This window comes from Streptomyces chisholmiae (assembly GCF_031845445.1).
GTDB lineage: Bacteria > Actinomycetota > Actinomycetes > Streptomycetales > Streptomycetaceae > Streptomyces > Streptomyces chisholmiae.
Genome location: NZ_JAVREO010000013.1, coordinates 129,432 through 146,785, shown reverse-complemented (window position 1 = coordinate 146,785; position 17,354 = coordinate 129,432). Strand labels below are relative to the sequence as shown.

At 73.9% G+C, this 17,354-nt stretch carries 17 protein-coding genes; 16 read left to right on the top strand and 1 reads right to left on the bottom strand.

The features are described from left to right. Window positions 1-119 precede the first annotated feature (119 nt). The 8 genes from aroC (at window position 120) to nusB (ending at window position 6,434) form a co-directional block, all read left to right on the top strand. The gene (aroC, locus tag RM844_RS21660; protein ID WP_311668983.1) at window positions 120-1,304 is read left to right on the top strand and encodes a chorismate synthase; all 1,185 of its coding nucleotides are present in this window, start codon (window positions 120-122) and stop codon (window positions 1,302-1,304) included. After that, window positions 1,301-1,816, top strand: coding sequence for a shikimate kinase (locus RM844_RS21655; protein ID WP_311668982.1), 516 nt, complete (start codon window positions 1,301-1,303; stop codon window positions 1,814-1,816). Before aroC ends, RM844_RS21655 begins: the two co-directional genes overlap by 4 nt. Next, complete coding sequence (gene aroB / locus RM844_RS21650; protein ID WP_311668981.1) at window positions 1,813-2,925, top strand: 3-dehydroquinate synthase; 1,113 nt, start codon at window positions 1,813-1,815, stop codon at window positions 2,923-2,925. The genes RM844_RS21655 and aroB overlap by 4 nt, the downstream gene beginning before the upstream one ends. Further along, window positions 2,922-3,395 carry a type II 3-dehydroquinate dehydratase gene (gene aroQ, locus RM844_RS21645; RefSeq protein WP_311668980.1) on the top strand — a complete coding sequence of 158 codons (474 nt, stop codon included), beginning with the start codon at window positions 2,922-2,924 and terminating at the stop codon, window positions 3,393-3,395. Before aroB ends, aroQ begins: the two co-directional genes overlap by 4 nt. A gap of 85 nt (window positions 3,396-3,480) precedes the next feature. After that, entirely contained in the window at window positions 3,481-4,200 is a 720-nt protein-coding gene (locus RM844_RS21640; RefSeq protein WP_394814567.1) for an AAA family ATPase, read from the top strand. Between the two features lie 61 nt (window positions 4,201-4,261). After that, complete coding sequence (locus tag RM844_RS21635; protein ID WP_311668978.1) at window positions 4,262-5,368, top strand: M24 family metallopeptidase; 1,107 nt, start codon at window positions 4,262-4,264, stop codon at window positions 5,366-5,368. 71 nt (window positions 5,369-5,439) lie between these two features. After that, window positions 5,440-6,006, top strand: coding sequence for an elongation factor P (gene efp, locus RM844_RS21630; protein WP_311668977.1), 567 nt, complete (start codon window positions 5,440-5,442; stop codon window positions 6,004-6,006). Between the two features lie 2 nt (window positions 6,007-6,008). After that, window positions 6,009-6,434, top strand: a complete 426-nt coding sequence (gene nusB / locus RM844_RS21625) for a transcription antitermination factor NusB (RefSeq protein WP_311668976.1) — start codon at window positions 6,009-6,011, stop codon at window positions 6,432-6,434. 68 nt (window positions 6,435-6,502) lie between these two features. On the opposite strand, the gene bldD is transcribed toward nusB, so the two are convergent. Next, window positions 6,503-7,003 (bottom strand): transcriptional regulator BldD, encoded by a 501-nt coding sequence (gene bldD / locus RM844_RS21620; protein WP_311668975.1) that lies wholly within the window; start codon window positions 7,001-7,003, stop codon window positions 6,503-6,505. Window positions 7,004-7,198: 195 nt separating this feature from the next. Between bldD and pyrR the strand changes: the two genes are divergently transcribed. The 8 genes from pyrR (at window position 7,199) to pyrF (ending at window position 17,163) form a co-directional block, all read left to right on the top strand. Further along, window positions 7,199-7,765 (top strand): bifunctional pyr operon transcriptional regulator/uracil phosphoribosyltransferase PyrR, encoded by a 567-nt coding sequence (gene pyrR / locus RM844_RS21615; RefSeq protein WP_311668974.1) that lies wholly within the window; start codon window positions 7,199-7,201, stop codon window positions 7,763-7,765. Between the two features lie 81 nt (window positions 7,766-7,846). Continuing rightward, a complete protein-coding gene (locus tag RM844_RS21610) occupies window positions 7,847-8,857 on the top strand; it encodes an aspartate carbamoyltransferase catalytic subunit (RefSeq protein ID WP_311668973.1) in 1,011 nt (336 codons plus the stop codon). Next, window positions 8,854-10,149 carry a dihydroorotase gene (locus tag RM844_RS21605; RefSeq protein ID WP_311668972.1) on the top strand — a complete coding sequence of 432 codons (1,296 nt, stop codon included), beginning with the start codon at window positions 8,854-8,856 and terminating at the stop codon, window positions 10,147-10,149. Before RM844_RS21610 ends, RM844_RS21605 begins: the two co-directional genes overlap by 4 nt. Then, window positions 10,146-10,760, top strand: a complete 615-nt coding sequence (locus RM844_RS21600; protein WP_311668971.1) for a PH-like domain-containing protein — start codon at window positions 10,146-10,148, stop codon at window positions 10,758-10,760. The genes RM844_RS21605 and RM844_RS21600 overlap by 4 nt, the downstream gene beginning before the upstream one ends. Then, window positions 10,757-11,902, top strand: a complete 1,146-nt coding sequence (gene carA, locus RM844_RS21595) for a glutamine-hydrolyzing carbamoyl-phosphate synthase small subunit (protein ID WP_311668970.1) — start codon at window positions 10,757-10,759, stop codon at window positions 11,900-11,902. The genes RM844_RS21600 and carA overlap by 4 nt, the downstream gene beginning before the upstream one ends. Continuing rightward, window positions 11,895-15,215, top strand: coding sequence for a carbamoyl-phosphate synthase large subunit (carB, locus tag RM844_RS21590; protein WP_311668969.1), 3,321 nt, complete (start codon window positions 11,895-11,897; stop codon window positions 15,213-15,215). Before carA ends, carB begins: the two co-directional genes overlap by 8 nt. After that, the gene (locus tag RM844_RS21585; protein ID WP_311668968.1) at window positions 15,212-16,333 is read left to right on the top strand and encodes a quinone-dependent dihydroorotate dehydrogenase; all 1,122 of its coding nucleotides are present in this window, start codon (window positions 15,212-15,214) and stop codon (window positions 16,331-16,333) included. The genes carB and RM844_RS21585 overlap by 4 nt, the downstream gene beginning before the upstream one ends. Then, entirely contained in the window at window positions 16,330-17,163 is an 834-nt protein-coding gene (gene pyrF / locus RM844_RS21580; RefSeq protein ID WP_311668967.1) for an orotidine-5'-phosphate decarboxylase, read from the top strand. The genes RM844_RS21585 and pyrF overlap by 4 nt, the downstream gene beginning before the upstream one ends. Window positions 17,164-17,354: the final 191 nt, after the last annotated feature.

The window sequence follows — 17,354 nt, the reverse complement described above, 5'->3', positions numbered from 1 at the left end:
CCGCCGCGAGACGCGCCGCGCGGCGGCGCGTCTCGCGAGGCAGACGGCCGCCCGGTCCTTGGGCCGAACGTGGCAAGATCGGGGGAGACACCGCTGGGTCGAACATCCGAGGAGCACCGTTGAGCAGGCTGCGCTGGCTGACGGCGGGGGAGTCACACGGCCCCGCACTGGTCGCGACGTTGGAAGGGCTGCCCGCGGGGGTGCCGGTCACCACCGACCTGGTCGCCGACGCGCTGGCCCGGCGCCGGCTCGGCTACGGCCGGGGCGCCCGGATGAAGTTCGAGCGGGACGAGGTGACCTTCCTCGGTGGGGTGCGGCACGGCCTGACCCTGGGGTCCCCGGTCGCCGTCATGGTCGGCAACACCGAGTGGCCGAAGTGGGAGAAGGTGATGGCCGCCGACCCGGTGGACCCGGCCGAGCTGGCCGAGCTGGCCCGCAACGCGCCGCTGACCCGTCCCCGTCCCGGCCACGCGGACCTGGCCGGGATGCAGAAGTACGGCGTGGCCGACGCCCGCCCGATCCTGGAGCGCGCCTCCGCGCGGGAGACCGCGGCCCGGGTGGCGCTGGGCGCGGTGGCCCGCTCCTACCTGAAGGAGACCGCCGGCATCGAGCTGGTCTCGCACGTGGTGGAGCTGGGCGGCGCCAAGGCGCCGGCCGGCAAGCTGCCGCTCCCGGCCGACGTGGCCGCGCTGGACGCGGACCCGGTCCGCTGCCTGGACCCGGAGGCCAGCCGCGCGATGGTCGAGGTGGTCGACCAGGCGCACAAGGACGGCGACACGCTGGGCGGCGTGGTCGAGGTGGTCGCCTACGGCGTGCCGGTCGGCCTGGGATCGCACGTGCACTGGGACCGCCGGCTCGACGCCCGGCTGGCCGCCGCCCTGATGGGCATCCAGGCGATCAAGGGCGTGGAGCTGGGCGACGGCTTCGAGCTGGCCCGGGTGCCGGGCTCGCAGGCGCACGACGAGATCCTCGCCACCCCCGAGGGCATCCGGCGCTCCTCCGGCCGGTCCGGGGGCACCGAGGGTGGCCTGTCCACCGGCGAGCCGCTGCGGGTGCGGGCCGCGATGAAGCCGATCGCGACGGTGCCGCGGGCGCTGGCCACGGTGGACGTGGCGACCGGCGAGGCGGCGGCGGCGCACCACCAGCGTTCCGACGTGTGCGCGGTGCCGGCCGCCGGGATCGTCGCCGAGGCGATGGTGGCGCTGGTCCTCGCGGACGCGGTGGCGGAGAAGTTCGGCGGCGACAACGTCGTCGAGACCCGGCGGAACGTCACCGGGTACCTGGACGCCCTGGAGATCCGGTGACCGGCCCGGCCGTGGTGCTGGTCGGCCCGCCCGGCTCCGGCAAGACGACCGTCGGGGCGCTGCTCGCCGAGCGGCTCGGCCTGGGCCTGCGGGACACGGACGCCGACGTGGCGGCCGTCGCCGGCAAGCCCATCCCGGAGATCTTCCTGGAGGACGGCGAGCCGCACTTCCGGGTGCTGGAGGCCGAGGCGGTGCGCCGGGCGGTCGCCGAGCACGACGGGGTGCTGGCGCTGGGCGGCGGCGCGGTGCTGACGCCGGCGACCCGCGCGCTGCTGACCGGCCTGCCGGTGGTCTTTCTCGACGTGGCGCTGGCCGAGGCGGTGCGCCGGGTGGGCCTGGACGTGCCCCGTCCGCTGTTGACCATCAACCCCAGGCAGCGTTGGCGCGCCCTGATGGACGAGCGCCGCCCCTGGTACACCGAGGTCGCCCGAGCCGTGGTGCAGACAGCCGAACGCACCCCGGACGAGGTGGCCACGGCCGTTCTCGACGCATTGGAGCACCACCCGGCATGAGCGGTACCCCCACCCACGAGCCCACCCCCCCGCTGCGGGTCTCCGTCGGCGGCAGCGCCGGCGCCGCGCCCTACGACGTGCTGATCGGCCGTCAACTGCTGGGCGAGCTGCCGGGGTTGATTGGTTCCGCCGCCCAGCGGGTGGCGGTGCTGCACCCGGAGGCGCTGGCCGAGACCGGCCAGGCGGTCCGCGAGGACCTGGCCGCCCAGGGGTACCAGGCGATCACCGTCGAGGTGCCCAACGCGGAGGACGCCAAGCAGATCGAGGTGGCCGCCTACTGCTGGCAGGCGCTGGGCCAGACGGGCTTCACACGGAGTGACGTGATCGTCGGGGTCGGCGGCGGCGCCACCACCGACCTGGCGGGCTTCGTCGCGGCCACCTGGCTGCGCGGGGTGCGCTGGATCGCCGTGCCCACCACGGTGCTCGGCATGGTGGACGCGGCGGTCGGCGGCAAGACCGGCATCAACACGGCCGAGGGCAAGAACCTGGTGGGCGCCTTCCACCCGCCGGCCGGGGTGCTCTGCGACCTGGCGGCGCTGGAGTCGCTGCCGGTCCACGACTACGTCTCCGGGCTGGCCGAGGTCATCAAGGCCGGCTTCATCGCCGACCCGCGCATCCTGGAGCTGGTCGAGTCCGACCCGGAGGCGGCGCGCACCCCGGCGGGGCCGCACACCGCGGAGCTGCTGGAGCGCTCGGTGCGGGTGAAGGCCGAGGTCGTCTCGGACGACCTGCGGGAGTCGGGCCGGCGGGAGATCCTCAACTACGGCCACACCCTGGCGCACGCCATCGAGCGGAACGAGCGCTACCGCTGGCGGCACGGCGCCGCGGTCTCGGTCGGCATGGTCTTCGCGGCCGAACTGGGCCGGATCGCCGGCCGGTTGGACGACGCGACGGCCGACCGGCACCGGGCGGTGCTGCGGTCGGTCGGCCTGCCGGTGACCTACCGGGGGGACCAGTGGCCCAAGCTGCTGGAGAACATGCGGGTGGACAAGAAGACCCGCGGCGACCGGCTGCGGTTCATCGTGCTGGACGGGCTGGCCCGGCCGACGGTGCTGGAGGCCCCGGACCCGGCCGCGCTGCTGGCCGCGCACGCGGAGGTCGCCGAGTGACGGCCGACGAGTCGGGGTCGGCGGCCGGGCCGACCCGCCGGGTGCTGGTGCTCAACGGCCCCAACCTGGGCCGGCTCGGCTCCCGTGAGCCCGACGTCTACGGCAGCACCTCCTACGCCGGCTTGGTCGCGCGGTGCGCCGAGCTGGGCGCCGAGCTGGGCCTGGCGGTCGAGGTGCGGGAGACCAACGACGAGGGCGAGCTGATCCGTTGGCTGCACGAGGCGGCCGACGAGCGGCTGCCGGTGGTGCTCAACCCGGGCGCGTTCACCCACTACTCCTACGGGATGCGGGACGCCGCGGCGCAGCGCACCGCCCCGCTGATCGAGGTGCACATCTCCAACCCGCACCGGCGGGAGGAGTTCCGGCACACCTCGGTGGTCGCCGAGGTCGCCACCGGCACGGTCGCCGGCTTCGGCATCGGCTCCTATCTGCTGGCGCTGCGCGCGCTGGCCGAGGAGCCGGCCGACTGAGGAGCGGGACCCCGCCGGCTCCCGGAGCCCGGCGGGCGAACGGTACCGTGTGTCACACCGGAACGGGTGCACGAGCCTGCGGGTCGTGCAGGGGAGAAGACGGAGTGGGGAGCGGATGCAACAACCCGGTGGAGTGCCCACGCCACCCGCTGTGCCGCTCGACGGCGGAACGGCCGGCTACCTCCGGCTGCCGCCCGGGCACTCGGTGCCGGCGCCGGCCCCGGCCACGGTGCTGCCGGACGTCCACCACGCCGGCGTCGCGGTGCTGCTGATCGGCCCGGCGGGCGCCGGCAAGACGACGGTCGCCCGCTTCTGGGCCGACCGTCGGCAGGTGCCCACCGCGCACATCAGCCTGGACGACGTGCGGGAGTGGGTGCGGTCCGGCTTCGCCGACCCGCGCACCGGCTGGGACGACCGGTCCGAGGCGCAGTACCGGCTGGCCCGCAGGACCTGTGGCTTCGCGGCCCGCAACTTCCTGGCGAACGGCATCTCCTGCATCCTGGACGACGCGGTCTTCCCTGACCGGCCGGCCGTCGGCCTCGGCGGCTGGAAGCGGCACGTCGGCCCCGGCCTGATCCCGGTGGTGCTGCTGCCGGGCCTGGACGTGGTGCTGGAGCGGAACGCGGAGCGCAGCGGCACCCGGCGGCTCTCCGACGAGGAGGTGGCCACCATCCACGGCCGGATGGCCGGCTGGTACGGCTCGGGGCTGCCGATCATCGACAACTCCCGGCACGACGTCGCCACCACCGCCCGGATGCTGGACGAGGCGGTCACCCGCAGCCTCCAGAGCCCGCCCCCGTGGTGACCGCCGCTCGTTAGGCCGTGTTCAGGCGGCCGTGCCAGCCGCCGCTGCGTAGGCTCGACGCATGTCCGAGGTTCACGCGGCTCGACGTTCCTGGTTGCGCGCCCGCTGTTCCGCAGGGAACGGCGCCGCCGTGGTCGCCAGGCCGGCCAATGTCCGTTATCTGGTCGGCTCGGCGCCGCCCGGGGCAGCGCTGCTGGTGCGCGCCGCCGGGGGTGACGTGCTGCTGGGCCACTGGGACCCGGCGGAGAGCCCCGGCGGGCCGCTCGGCGAGCTGGGCGGGCCCCGGATCGTGGCGCTGGACGGGGAGGCCGACCCGGTGGAGGCCGCGGTGGCGCTGGCCGTCGAGGAGGGCGCCGGCGAGGTCGCCGTCGAGGAGCACGACCTGACGGTGGCCCGGCACCGGGCGCTGCTCGCGGCGGTGCCCGGGGTCGAGCTGACCGACCTGGGGCGGGCGGTCGAGGGCCGCCGGGTGGTCAAGGACGAGGACGAGATCGCGGCGCTGCGGGCGGCGGGGGAGATCACCGACCGGGCGTTGGGGGAGCTGCTGGAGTCCATCCTGGTGGGGCGGACCGAGCGGCATCTGGCGTTGGAGCTGGAGCGGCGGCTGGTGGACCACGGGGCGGACGGGCCGGCGTTCCCGACCTCGGTGGCCACCGGCAGCCACTCGGGGCTGGCCGGGCACCGGCCCACCGACCGGCGGGTGGAGGAGGGCGACTTCCTGACCGTCCGGTTGGGCGCGCGGTTCCGCGGCTACCGCTGCCGGATCGGCCGCACCTTCGTCATCGGCACCAGCCCGGCGGACTGGCAGATCGAGCTGTACGACGTGGTCTTCGCGGCGCAGCGGGCGGCCAGGGAGGCGCTGGCGCCCGGGGTGGAGTGCCAGGCGGTGGACCGGGCGGCCCGTGAGGTGCTGACCGCGGCCGGGCACGGCAAGGCGCTCGGTCCGGTCACCGGGTGCGGGGTGGGGCTGGAAATGGGGGAGGACCCTCGGTTGGGCCCCACGGCCATGGGTAGACTGGGCGCTTGTGTGCCGGTCACCGTCGAGCCGGGGGTCCATCTCCCAGGCCGGGGCGGGGTCCGGATCGACGACACACTCGTCGTCCGTCCGTCGGCGGACGGCGGGCCCGAGCTACTCACCATCACGACCAAGGAACTCCTGGCTCTGTAGAGCCCCGGCGGGGACGGGCCGGGAGTTGTTCGGTCCGTCCACTTGCGGCAGCCTCAGGAGAATCCACGACCGTGGCCACCACGAACGACCTCAAGAACGGCCTGGTGCTCAAGCTCGACGGGGGCCAGCTGTGGTCCGTAGTCGAGTTCCAGCACGTCAAGCCCGGCAAGGGCGGCGCCTTTGTCCGCACCAAGCTCAAGCATGTGCTCTCCGGCAAGGTGGTGGACAAGACGTTCAACGCCGGCACCAAGGTCGAGACGGCCACGGTGGACCGACGGGGGATGCAGTTCTCCTACAAGGACGGCGCCGACTTCGTCTTCATGGACACCTCCACCTACGAGCAGCTGCCGATCACCCCGGAGACGGTGGGCGAGGCGGCCAACTACCTGCTGGAGGGCCAGGACTGCACGGTCGCCATCTACGAGGAGAACCCCCTCTTCGTGGAGCTGCCGGCCGCCGTCGAGCTGGTCATCGAGTACACCGAGCCCGGCGTGCAGGGCGACCGCTCCACCGGCGGCACCAAGCCGGCCCGGCTGGAGACCGGCTACGAGATCGGCGTCCCGCTCTTCATCACCACCGGTGAGAAGATCAAGGTCGACACCCGCTCCGGCGAATACCTTGGCCGGGTGAACAGCTAACCGTGGCTGCCCGCAGCAAAGCGCGCAAACGAGCCCTTCAGATCCTCTTCGAGGCCGACCAGCGCGCGGCCTCGCCGACCGACGTGCTCGCCGACTGGGCGCGGCTGGCGACCACCGACGAGCGGCAGCCTCCGGTCAGCGAGTTCAGCCGGCGGTTGGTGGAGGGCTACGCGGAGCGGGCCGAGCGGATCGACGAGCTGCTCGCCCAGTACACCGTGGGCTGGCCGCTGGACCGGATGCCGGTCGTGGACCGGAACATCCTGCGGCTGTGCGCCTTCGAGCTGATCTGGGAGGACGAGACGCCGGACGCCGTGGTGCTGGACGAGGCCGTCCAGCTGGCGCGGGAGTTCTCCACGGAGGAGTCCCCCGGCTTCGTCAACGGGCTGCTCGGACGGCTGAAGGACCTCAAGCCCACCCTGCGCCGCTGAGGCGCTGGGGTGCCGCGGGGCGGGGCCGGATCTCCTGACGGGGACCGGCTCCGCCCCGCGGCGCGTGCTCAGCCCTCGTCGACCTGCACCGCGCGCCGCGCGTCCGCGCCCAGCACGCCCCAGCTGATCAGCTGCTCGGTGAGGACCGAGGGCGACTGGTCGTAGATCACGGCGAGGGTGCGCAGGTCGTCCTGGCGGATCGAGAGCACCTTGCCGTTGTAGTCGCCGCGCTGGCTCTGGATGGTCGCGGTGTACCGCTGGAGCGGGCCGGCCTTGTCGCTCGGCACGTTGGCCAGGCGCTCCAGGTCCAGAACGAGCTTCGGCGGCGGCTCGGCGGCGCCTCCCGGCGTCGAGCCGGGCAGCAGCTCCTGCACCGGCACCCCGTAGAACTCCGCCAGCTCCGCGAGGCGCTGCACGGTGACGGCACGGTCCCCACGCTCGTAGGAGCCGACCACCACGGCCTTCCAACGGCCCTGGGACTTCTCCTCGACCCCGTGGAGCGACAGACCCTGCTGGGTGCGGATGGCCCGGAGCTTGGCTCCGAGCTGTTTGGCGTATTCGCTGGACATGTGTCTCCCCGGACGGCTTTTCGTAACTCACTGTGAGGTTACGCAGCGTGATATCTCTCGTCAAGCCGAGGCCAGGGAGTTCTTTCTGACCAGGGGCGATGCGGAGCGTGCGAAACGCCCTGATAGGGTCGGACTCGTTCCACCCGACATCCTTTAAGGCCCGTCCCGTGAGGCGGGGAAGGAGTCCTGAATCGCATGAGCGACGACCCAGGCCCGGCCCGCTCCGTACTGGAGGCGCCGGACATCGCGCGGGCGCTGACCCGCATCGCCCACGAGATCGTCGAGCGCGCCAAGGGCGCCGACGACGTGGTGCTCCTCGGCATCCCGACCAGGGGGGTCTTCCTGGCCCGCCGGCTGGCCGAGCGGCTCCGTGAGGTGACCGGCCACCCGGTGCCGCACGGCTCTCTCGACATCACCATGTACCGCGACGACCTGCGGCTGCGCCCGGCGCGCGCGCTGGGTCGCACGGAGATCCCGGAGGCCGGCGTCGACGGCCGGCTGGTCGTCCTGGTGGACGACGTGCTCTTCTCCGGCCGCACCATCAGGGCCGCGCTGGACGCGCTGGGCGACATCGGCCGCCCGCGCGCGGTGCAGCTGGCGGTGCTGGTCGACCGGGGGCACCGGGAGCTGCCGATCCGCGCCGACTACGTCGGCAAGAACATCCCCACCTCGCTGCGGGAGACCGTCAAGGTCCGGCTCACCGAGGAGGACGGCCGCGACGGCGTGCTGCTCGGCACGCGCGCGCCCGACCAGGGCGCGTAAGCGCGCACGCGCGCCGCCTCGGCGCGCCCCCAGCACACCGGTACCCCTCCCCGCCTCGGGAGGGCCCCAGGAAGGCTCAGGATGAAGCACCACCTCATCTCGGCCGCCGACCTCACCCGTGACGACGCCGTGCTGATCCTCGACACCGCCGAGGAACTGTCCCGCGTCGCCGGCCGGCCGATCAAGAAACTCCCCACGCTGCGCGGTCGCACCGTGGTCAACCTCTTCTTCGAGGACTCCACCAGGACCCGGATCTCCTTCGAGGCGGCGGCCAAGCGGCTCTCCGCCGACGTGATCAACTTCTCCGCCAAGGGCTCGTCGGTCTCCAAGGGCGAGTCCCTCAAGGACACCGCGCTCACCCTGGAGGCGATGGGCGCCGACGCCGTGGTCATCCGCCACCACGACTCGGGCGCCCCGCACCGGCTGGCCACCTCCGGCTGGATCGGCGGGCACGTGGTCAACGCCGGCGACGGCACCCACGAGCACCCGACGCAGGCGCTGCTGGACGCGTTCGCGCTGCGCCGCCGGCTGGCCGACGGCCGGCTCGGCGCCGACCTGGCCGGCCGCCGGGTCACCATCGTCGGCGACATCCTGCACAGCCGGGTGGCCCGCTCCAACGTGCGGCTGCTGACCACGCTGGGTGCCGAGGTCACCGTGGTGGCCCCGCCCACCCTGCTGCCGGTCGGCGTCGAGAGCTGGCCCTGCGCGGTCTCCTACGACCTGGACCGGGTGCTCGCCGGCTCCGACGCGGTGATGATGCTCCGGGTGCAGCGGGAGCGGATGAACGCCGCCTACTTCCCCACCGAGCGTGAGTACGCCCGCCGCTACGGCCTCGACGGGGACCGGATGGCGCGGATGCCGGAGCACGCGGTGGTGATGCACCCGGGCCCGATGAACCGCGGCATGGAGATCACCGCCGACGTCGCCGACTCCCCCCGCTGCACCGCGGTCGAGCAGGTCTCGGCCGGGGTCAGCGTGCGGATGGCCGTGCTCTACCTGCTGCTGGGCGGCGCCGGCCAGCCCGCCCCGGCCGAGACCGAACCGACCACCCCCGGCCCAGGCGCCGACGAGACCCGAGGAACCCGAGCATGAGCGAGACCAAGCCGACCCTGATCCGAGGCGCCCGGCTGCTCGGCGGTACCCCCACCGACGTGCTGGTCGACGGCGAGCGGATCGCCGAGGTCGGCCCCGGCCTGACCGCCGCCGGCGCCACCGTTGTGGAGGCGGACGGCCGGGTGCTGCTGCCCGGCCTGGTGGACCTCCACACCCACCTGCGGGAGCCGGGCCGGGAGGACTCCGAGACGGTCCTCACCGGCACCAGGGCCGCGGCGGCCGGCGGCTTCACCGCCGTGCACGCCATGGCCAACACCTTCCCGGTGGCCGACACCGCCGGCGTGGTCGAGCAGGTCTGGCGGCTCGGCCTGGCCTCCGGCTACTGCGACGTGCAGCCGGTCGGCGCCGTCACCGTCGGGCTCGGCGGCCGGCAGCTCGCCGAGCTGGGCGCGATGCACGAGTCGGCGGCCGGCGTGGTGGTCTTCTCCGACGACGGCAAGTGCGTGGACGACGCGGTGATCATGCGCCGCGCCCTGGAGTACGTGAAGGCCTTCGACGGGGTGATCGCCCAGCACGCCCAGGAGCCCAGGCTGACCGAGGGCGCCCAGATGAACGAGGGCGTGGTCTCCGCCGAGCTGGGGCTGGCCGGCTGGCCGGCGGTCGCCGAGGAGTCGATCATCGCCCGGGACGTGCTGCTGGCCGCGCACGTCGGCTCCCGGGTGCACATCTGCCACCTGAGCACCGCGGGCTCGGTCGAGCTGGTCCGCTGGGCCAAGTCCAAGGGCTGGCGGGTCACCGCCGAGGTCACCCCGCACCACCTGCTGCTCACCGACGAGCTGGTGCGCTCCTACGACCCGGTCTACAAGGTCAACCCGCCGCTCCGCACCGAGCAGGACGTGCTCGCGCTGCGTGAGGCGCTGGCGGACGGCACCATCGACTGTGTGGCCACCGATCACGCCCCGCACCCGCGTGAGGACAAGGACTGCGAGTGGGGCGCGGCCGCCATGGGGATGGTCGGCCTGGAGACCGCGCTGTCGGTCGTGCAGCACACCATGGTGGACACCGGCCTGCTGGACTGGTCGCAGGTCGCCGACCGGATGTCCGCCCGCCCGGCGGCCATCGGCCGGCTGGCCGGGCACGGCCGGCCGGTCGCCCCGGGCGAGCCGGCCAACCTCACCCTGGTGGACCCGGCGCACCGCGCCCCCGTCGACCCGGCCGGATTCGTCTCCCGCAGCCGCAACACCCCCTACCGTGGCCTCGAACTGCCCGGCCGGGTCACCGACACCTGGCTGCGCGGCCGGGCCACGCTGCGGAACGGAGCCCTGGTATGACACCCCCCCTGCTGACCACGCTCGCCGAGGACGTGGAGCGCCGCTCCCAGGAGGTCACCGACTGGGCCGAGCGGATCGGCTGGACGGTCGGCCTGCTGCTGCTGGTCGTCCTCGTCTACTGGCTGATGCGGCAGGGCTGGAAGTGGCAGGCCACGCTCCAGGGCGACCTGCCGGCCCCCGAGCCGCTGCCCGCCGACGACGGTGGGCCGGCCCGGCTGGCCTTCGCCGGCCGCTACCACGGCTCGACCGACGAGGGCCGCTGGCTGGACCGGGTCGTGGCGCACGGCCTCGGGGTCCGCAGCCGCGCCGAGGTCAGCCTCACCGAAGCCGGCGTGCGGGTGGTCAGGCCCGGCGCCGGGGACTTCCTGATCCCGGCCGAGCACCTGGTGGGCGCCCGGCTGGACAAGGGGATCGCCGGCAAGGTCCTCACCGAGGGCGGCCTGCTGGTGATCACCTGGCGACTGGGCGACCGGGTCCTGGACTCCGGCTTCCGCTCCGACCGCGCCGCCGACCACACCGCCTGGGTGGCCGCCCTCGGCCACCACCAGCCCGCACAGCCGGCCGACGCCGTCCGGCCCTCGCAGCAACCCGAACCGGAGGGCGCACGATGAACGCCACCACCCGGCCCGGCGGACGGGTACCCGCCGAACTCGTCCTGGAGGACGGTCGCGTCTTCACCGGCCACGCCTACGGCGCGGTCGGTGAGACCCACGGCGAGGCCGTCTTCTCCACCGGCATGACCGGCTACCAGGAGACCCTCACCGACCCGTCGTACCACCGGCAGATCGTGGTGATGACCGCGCCGCACGTCGGCAACACCGGCGTCAACGACGAGGACCCGGAGTCCCGCCGGATCTGGGTCGCCGGCTACGTGGTCCGCGACCCGGCCCGCACCCCGTCCAACTGGCGCTCCCGGCGCGGCCTCGACGAGGAGCTGGCCGCCCAGGGCGTGGTCGGCATCCAGGGCGTGGACACCCGGGCGCTCACCCGGCACCTGCGCGAGCGGGGCGCCATGCGGTGCGGCGTCTTCTCCGGCGACGCCCTCGCCGACGCCCCCGAGGCCCGGCTGGCCCGGGTCCGCTCGGCCCCGGAGATGGTCGGCGCGCACCTCTTCGACGAGGTGGCCACCGAGCAGCCCTACGTGGTGCCGGCCGAGGGCACCAAGCGGTTCACGGTCGCCGCCGTCGACCTGGGCATCAAGGGCATGACCCCGCGGCGGATGGCCGAGCGCGGCATCGAGGTGCACGTGCTGCCGGCCACCGCCGAGCTGGCGGACGTCTACGCCACCGAGCCGGACGGCGTGTTCTTCTCCAACGGCCCGGGGGACCCGGGCACCGCCGACCACCCGGTCGGCCTGATGCGGGGCGTGCTGGAGCGCGGCACCCCGCTCTTCGGGATCTGCCTGGGCAACCAGATCTTCGGCCGGGCGCTGGGCTTCGACACCTACAAGCTCAAGTACGGGCACCGCGGCATCAACCAGCCGGTCAAGGACCTGTCCACCGGCCGGGTCGAGGTCACCGCGCACAACCACGGCTTCGCCGTCGCCGCCCCGCTCGGGGAGGCGACCGAGACGCCGTTCGGGCCCGCCGAGGTCTCCCATGTCTGCCTCAACGACAACGTGGTCGAGGGGTTGCGGTTGCTGGAGCGCCCAGCGTTCAGCGTGCAGTACCACCCGGAGGCGGCGGCCGGGCCGCACGACGCCGCCTACCTGTTCGACCGCTTTGTCTCCCTGATGGAGGGCCAGCGTGCCTAAGCGCACCGACATCCAGTCCGTCCTGGTCATCGGCTCCGGCCCGATCGTCATCGGCCAGGCCGCCGAGTTCGACTACTCGGGCACCCAGGCCTGCCGGGTGCTGCGGGCCGAGGGCCTGCGGGTCATCCTGGTCAACTCCAACCCGGCGACCATCATGACCGACCCGGAGATCGCCGACGCCACCTACGTCGAGCCGATCACCCCGGAGTACGTCGAGAAGATCATCGCCAAGGAGCGCCCGGACGCCCTGCTGGCCACCCTCGGCGGCCAGACCGCGCTCAACACCGCGGTCGCCCTGCACCGCGCCGGCACCCTGGAGAAGTACGGCGTCGAGCTGATCGGCGCCAACGTCGAGGCCATCCACAAGGGCGAGGACCGCGACCTCTTCAAGGACGTGGTGGCCGCCGTCAAGGCCCGCATTGGGCACGGCGAGTCGGCCCGTTCGGTCATCTGCCACACCATGGACGAGGTGCTGGCCGGCGTGCCCGAGCTGGGCGGCTACCCGGTCGTCGTCCGGCCCTCCTTCACCATGGGCGGCGCCGGCTCCGGCTTCGCCCACGACGAGGACGAGCTGCGCCGGATCGCCGGCCAGGGCCTGACCCTCTCGCCGACCACCGAGGTGCTCCTGGAGGAGTCCATCCTCGGCTGGAAGGAGTACGAGCTGGAGCTGATGCGGGACCGCAACGACAACGTCGTGGTCGTCTGCTCCATCGAGAACCTCGACCCGATGGGCGTGCACACCGGCGACTCCATCACGGTCGCCCCCGCGATGACCCTCACCGACCGCGAGTACCAGGTGCTGCGGAACATCGGCATCGAGGTGATCCGCGAGGTCGGCGTGGACACCGGCGGCTGCAACATCCAGTTCGCGGTCAACCCGGAGGACGGGCGGATCGTGGTGATCGAGATGAACCCGCGGGTCTCCCGGTCGTCCGCGCTGGCGTCCAAGGCCACCGGCTTCCCGATCGCCAAGATCGCCGCCCGGCTCGCCGTCGGCTACACGCTGGACGAGATCCCCAACGACATCACCCAGGAGACCCCGGCCTCCTTCGAGCCCACCCTCGACTACGTGGTGGTCAAGGTCCCCAGGTTCGCCTTCGAGAAGTTCCCGGCGGCCGACGCGACGCTGACCACCACCATGAAGTCGGTCGGCGAGGCCATGGCCATCGGCCGGAACTTCACCGAGGCGCTCAACAAGGCGCTCCGCTCGCTGGAGAAGAAGGACGCGCCGTTCGTCTTCGCCGGCGCGCCGGACCCGGCGGCCGAGAAGGACGCGCTGCTCAAGCTCTCCGGCGTCCCGACGGACGGCCGGCTGGGCACCGTGATGCGCGCCATCCGGGCCGGGGCCACCCCCGACGAGGTCTTCGAGGCCACCCGCATCGACCCCTGGTTCGTGGACCAGCTCTTCCTGATCAACGAGATCGCCGAGGAGCTGCGCGCCGCCGACGAGCTGAGCGCCGACCTGCTGCGGCACGCCAAGCGGCACGGCTTCTCCGACCCGCAGATCGCCGGCATCCGCGGCCTGGACGAGGCCGTGGTGCGCGAGGTCCGGCACGCGCTGGGCGTGCGCCCGGTCTACAAGACCGTGGACACCTGCGCCGCCGAGTTCGCCGCCCGCACCCCCTACCTCTACTCCTCCTACGACGAGGAGACCGAGGTCGCCCCGCGCGAGAAGCCGGCCGTGATCATCCTCGGCTCCGGCCCCAACCGCATCGGCCAGGGCATCGAGTTCGACTACTCCTGCGTGCACGCCTGCTTCGCGCTCAGCGACGCCGGCTACGAGACCGTGATGGTCAACTGCAACCCGGAGACGGTCTCCACCGACTACGACACCTCCGACCGGCTCTACTTCGAGCCGCTCACCCTGGAGGACGTGCTGGAGATCGTGCACGCCGAGACGCTCGCCGGCCCGGTCGCCGGAGTGCTGGTGCAGCTCGGCGGCCAGACCCCGCTGGGCCTGGCCCAGGCGCTCAAGGACAACGGCGTGCCGGTGGTCGGGACCTCGCCGGAGGCGATCAACCTGGCGGAGGAGCGCGGCCACTTCGGCCGGGTGCTCGCCGAGGCCGGGCTGCCCGCCCCCAAGTACGGCACCGCGTTCTCCTTCGAGGAGGCCCGGGCCATCGCCGCCGACGTCGGCTACCCCGTGATGGCCAGGCCCAGCTACGTGCTGGGCGGCCGGGGCATGCAGATCGTCTACGACGAGGCCGCCCTGGAGGAGTACCTCCGCCGGCACGCCGGACTGATCGCCGAACACCCGGTGCTGATCGACCGCTTCCTGGACGATGCCATCGAAATCGACGTGGACGCCCTCTACGACGGCCAGGAGCTGTACCTGGGCGGCGTGATGGAGCACATCGAGGAGGCCGGCATCCACTCCGGCGACTCGGCGTGCACGCTGCCGCCGATCGCGCTCGGCGGCCACGACGTCAAGCGGCTGCGCGCCTCCACCGAGGCGATCGCCCGCGGCGTCGGGGTGCGCGGCCTGATCAACATCCAGTTCGCGCTCGCCGGCGACATCCTCTACGTGCTGGAGGCCAACCCGCGCGCCTCCCGTACCGTGCCGTTCACCTCCAAGGCCACGGCGGTCCCGCTGGCCAAGGCCGCGGCCCGGATCTCGCTCGGCGCCACCGTCGCCGAGCTGCGCGCCGAGGGGATGCTGCCGGCCAGCGGCGACGGCGGGACGCTGCCGCTGGACGCGCCGATCTCCGTCAAGGAGGCGGTGCTGCCCTGGGCCAGGTTCCGCGACGTGCACGGCCGCGGCGTGGACACCGTGCTCGGCCCGGAGATGCGCTCGACCGGCGAGGTCATGGGCATCGACTCGGTCTTCGGCACGGCCTACGCCAAGTCCCAGGCCGGCGCCTACGGCGCGCTGCCCACCGGCGGGCGGGCCTTCGTCTCGGTCGCCAACCGGGACAAGCGCGCGATGATCTTCCCGGCCCGCGCCCTGGCCGAGCTGGGCTTCGAGCTGCTCGCCACCTCGGGCACCGCCGAGGTGCTGCGCCGCAACGGCATCGACGCCACCGTGGTCCGCAAGCAGAGCGAGGGCGTCGGCCCGCAGGGCGAGCCCACCGTGGTCCAGCTGATCCACCAGGGGCAGGTCGACCTGATCGTCAACACCCCGTTCGGCACCGGCGGTCGGCTCGACGGGTACGACATCCGCACCGCCGCCGTCGCCCGGGGCGTGCCCTGCCTGACCACGGTGCAGGCGCTGGCCGCCGCCGTCCAGGGCATCGACGCGCTGCGCCGGGACGACGTGGGGGTGCGCTCCCTCCAGGACCACGCCCAGAAGCTGATCGCGGCGCGGACCCGATGAGCGCGACCACCCCCTACGGGCTGCTCTACCGCACCGTGCTGCGCCGGATCGACCCCGAGCGGGCCCACCACTGGGCCTTCGGGCTGATCCGGCTGGCGGACCGGGTGCCGGGGCTGCGCGCCGCCGTGCGCGCCCGGTTCGCCCCGGCGCACCCCACGCTGGCGGTCAACGCGCTCGGCATGCGGCTGCCCGGGCCCTTCGGGCTGGCCGCCGGCTTCGACAAGAACGCCGTCGGCCCCCGGGGCCTGGGCCTGCTGGGCTTCGACTTCGTGGAGATCGGCACCGTCACCGGCCAGCCCCAGGCGGGCAACGAACGGCCCCGGCTGTTCCGGCTCACCGAGGACCGCGCGCTGGTCAACCGGATGGGCTTCAACAACGAGGGCTCGGCCGCGGTGGCCGCCCGGCTGGCCGCCCTCGGTGGCGACCGCCCGGCCCTCGGCGTCAACATCGGCAAGACCAAGGTGGTCCCCGAATCGGGTGCCATCGACGACTACGTGACCAGCACCGAGCGGCTGGCCGGCCACGCCGACTATCTGGTCGTCAACGTCTCGTCGCCGAACACCCCCGGGCTGCGGGACTTCCAGGCCGCCAGCCGGCTGCGCCCGCTGCTGACCGCCGTCCGGGAGGCCGCCGACCGGACGACGCCGGGCCGCCGGGTGCCGCTGCTGGTCAAGATCGCGCCCGACCTCGCCGACGAGGACCTCGACGAGGTCGCCGACCTCGCCGTGGAGTTGGGACTGGACGGGATCATCGCCACCAACACCACCATCGGCCGAGACGGGCTGCGGTCCACCCCGGCCCAGGTGGCCGCCGCCGGCGCCGGCGGGCTCTCCGGCGCGCCGCTGAAGGAGCGTTCCCTCGCGGTGCTGCGCCGGCTCTACGCCCGGGTCGGCGACCGCGTCCTGCTGGTCGGCGTGGGCGGCGTGGAGAGCGCCGAGGACGTCTGGGAGCGGGTGCTGGCCGGCGCCACGCTGGTCCAGGGGTACAGCGGCTTCATCTACGGGGGCCCCGGCTGGACCCGCGCGCTGCACCGCGGCCTGGCCCGCCTGCTGGCGGCCAGCCCGCACACCACCCTCGCCGACGCCGTCGGCGCCGACGTCCGGAGGCCGCAGCCGTGACCACGCCCTTCGGCGCGCGGCTGCGCGCCGCCATCGACCGGCGCGGCCCGCTCTGCGTCGGGATCGACCCGCACCCCGAGCTGCTGGCCGCCTGGGAGCTCCCGGACAACGCCGAGGGCCTGGCCCGGTTCGCCGACACCGTGGTGACGGCGCTCGCGGACCGGGTCGCGGTGCTCAAGCCGCAGGCCGCGTTCTTCGAGCGGCACGGCTCCCGGGGCGTCGCGGTGCTGGAACGGGCGGTCGCCGAGGCCAGGTCGGCCGGCGCGCTGGTGCTGCTGGACGTCAAGCGCGGCGACATCGGCTCCACCGTGGCGGCCTACGCCGGCGGGTACTTCGGCCCCGACGCCCCGCTGCGCTGCGACGCGATCACCCTCAGCCCCTACCTGGGCTACGAGTCGCTCCGCCCGGCCCTCGACCTGGCCAGGGCGGACGGCGGCGGCGCGTTCGTGCTGGCCCGCACCTCCAACCCGGAGGGCGGCGAGGTGCAGACCGCCCGCACCGTGGACGGCACCCCGCTGGCCCAGGCCGTGCTGGACCGGCTGGCGGCGGAGAACGCGGACGCGGCGCCGCTGGGCTCGTTCGGCGCCGTGGTCGGCGCGACCGTGCTCGACCCCTCGCTCCGACTCGACATCGGCGGGCCGCTGTTGGCCCCCGGACTGGGGGCCCAGGGGGCGACCGCGGGCGACCTGCCGCGGGTCTTCGGCGGTGCGCTCGGACAGGTGCTGCCCAGCGTCAGCCGGGGCGTGCTGCGGCACGGGCCCAGCGCCGCCGGGCTGCGCGCGGCGGCGGACCGGGAGGCCACCGAGCTGTCCCGGGTGCTCGGCGGCTGACCCGGAGCCGGCCGCGCGGGGGCGCGCGGCCGGCCCACCGGGCAGCCCGCGGCGGCCCGGCGGGCCGGGTGCGGGCGCGCGCGGGGTACCGGGAGCGCCGGGTGGGACGCCGTTGGGTCAACGAGAAAGGCGCGGAAACGTTCCTGAGGGAAGCAACTCCGCTGGAATCCGTGACCATATGTCCGACATGT

Coding starts and splice junctions, on each gene's coding strand:
- aroB (WP_311668981.1), top strand. CDS start 1,813: ATGAGCGGTACCCCCACCCACGAGCCCACCCCCCCGCTGCGGGTCTCC.
- RM844_RS21635 (WP_311668978.1), top strand. CDS start 4,262: ATGTCCGAGGTTCACGCGGCTCGACGTTCCTGGTTGCGCGCCCGCTGT.
- bldD (WP_311668975.1), bottom strand. CDS start 7,003: ATGTCCAGCGAATACGCCAAACAGCTCGGAGCCAAGCTCCGGGCCATC.
- pyrR (WP_311668974.1), top strand. CDS start 7,199: ATGAGCGACGACCCAGGCCCGGCCCGCTCCGTACTGGAGGCGCCGGAC.
- RM844_RS21610 (WP_311668973.1), top strand. CDS start 7,847: ATGAAGCACCACCTCATCTCGGCCGCCGACCTCACCCGTGACGACGCC.
- RM844_RS21605 (WP_311668972.1), top strand. CDS start 8,854: ATGAGCGAGACCAAGCCGACCCTGATCCGAGGCGCCCGGCTGCTCGGC.
- RM844_RS21600 (WP_311668971.1), top strand. CDS start 10,146: ATGACACCCCCCCTGCTGACCACGCTCGCCGAGGACGTGGAGCGCCGC.
- carA (WP_311668970.1), top strand. CDS start 10,757: ATGAACGCCACCACCCGGCCCGGCGGACGGGTACCCGCCGAACTCGTC.
- RM844_RS21585 (WP_311668968.1), top strand. CDS start 15,212: ATGAGCGCGACCACCCCCTACGGGCTGCTCTACCGCACCGTGCTGCGC.